General features: G+C 61.0%; 3 protein-coding genes. All 3 read right to left on the reverse strand.

Annotation, left to right across the window (positions count from 1 at the left end; all coding sequences use genetic code 11):
* The coding region (locus L0U85_RS20075) for a hypothetical protein (protein ID WP_241379548.1) at positions 1–576 on the reverse strand (576 nt) is incomplete at its 3' end.
* Positions 577–578: 2 nt separating this feature from the next.
* A complete protein-coding gene (locus L0U85_RS20080) occupies positions 579–1,166 on the reverse strand; it encodes a hypothetical protein (protein ID WP_241379549.1) in 588 nt (195 codons plus the stop codon).
* Between the two features lie 134 nt (positions 1,167–1,300).
* Positions 1,301–1,519, reverse strand: a 219-nt coding sequence (locus L0U85_RS20085) for a hypothetical protein (protein ID WP_241379550.1), incomplete at its 5' end; no start/stop codon positions are given.

The following is a 1,519-nucleotide window of genomic DNA, read 5'->3' on the forward strand; positions in this document are numbered from 1 at the left end:
GCTGCCCTGCAGAGCAAAGATTTCAGAGGCCTTCTGTTCCAGAAGGCCCGACATGCCGCTGGTACCGTCGCCGATATCGGCAGCGATCTGCTCGCAATTGGCGAACACCGTCTCCATCTGCTCAGCGAAACCATCGAAGTCATCGCCCTGCCAACCGTTGGCGAGCTCACCCAACTTCGTCCGAAGAATCGGAGCAACCGAGGTCTCAGGATTCTTGGAGAACTGCTGGTAGAACTCCATCCAACGCTGTGAGACCGTGCGCAGCGCGTAGTTGTCGGGGTCCGAGGGGCGAACCTGCCCGACCATGTTCTGGACTTCCTCCTGACTCGGTGCGGCCGTGCCAATCGCCACGCACTTCAGGTAGGCCGCCTGCCCGGCGACCGGGATGGCGGAGACGAGCTTGACCCACGCCCCTTCTGCCTCCGTCGCTGTGTTCTGGCAGTCGGAGTTTGTGCAAGGGTCACCACCAAGAAACGAAGCATCTGCCGTGTTCTGCTGCCCCTGGATCAATTCGGAGTTGTCGAGGTTCGCATTTCCAGCGTAGTCCTCAGTCTTGAACTCGATGTTGTCGCTCATAGTTATTGCACCTCGGCGATCTCGGCATTGACGTTCTGGTTCGCCTCAGGGAGGTAGGTCTCGATGAGCCATCGATGAAATTCATCATTGGTGAACCCGAACGCCGGTTCGCCTTCGTTGATGAGACCGTAGTCCTGGTCGTAGTTGGTCTTGATGTGGAAGATCCACTGGCCATCGCGAGCGATGACCTGAAGATCGGACGAGCCGGCATTGCCCTTCGAGGCGTACAAGACACCCTCATCCCACGGATCAGCAATCGCAGATTCCACGAAGTCCTCACCACCAGAGACGGCGGATTCTGCCGTTGCCCTGCGCGACTCGTAGAGGCTTGATGCCTGATCTTCGTCCTCGGTGGGGACAATCGCGACTGACAGCTCACCACCTCCCACAACCCCGGAGTTTTCTCCAAGGTTGATGAGGTTGCCGCATCCGATGGCGTCGGGGTCCCAGGTGTTGCCATATTCGCGGGTTCCGGGCTCGCCGCCTTCAGAGGTGGAGGAGCCCCAGCCCTCGATCCCCATGTAGTCGGCGATGGGTTGGAGGTTGTCGAGGACTTCGCAGGCGTCCCAGGTCGTCATGGCGGCGAACACCGGGTCGTCCCCGCCGGTTCCGTCGCCGTCGCTAGAAGAGCCGTCGGCCGCTTGGCAGGCGGTCAGGAGGAGGGCGGCCGATCCGGCCGCAGCGAGAGTCTTGACGAATGCGTGCTTCATGAGTCCTGAGTGTCCTAGCTGTTGTCGATGTCACTGCCGACGGCATCGGTCTGCGCGACGTTGTACGCCTCCGCATCCGTATGCACACCAAGCGACTCGTTGATCGTCACGATCGCGCCATAAAGATCCGCGCGCAGCTTCTGCAGGTTGTTCCAGGTGTCCTCGTGCGCGCTCGCGTACTGGGTGCGCGCACTCTGCGAGGAGTCGAGCAGACCGAACCCGGGCTCGACGCC

The organism is Glycomyces sp. L485, from assembly GCF_022548875.1.
Taxonomy (GTDB): domain Bacteria; phylum Actinomycetota; class Actinomycetes; order Mycobacteriales; family Micromonosporaceae; genus Glycomyces.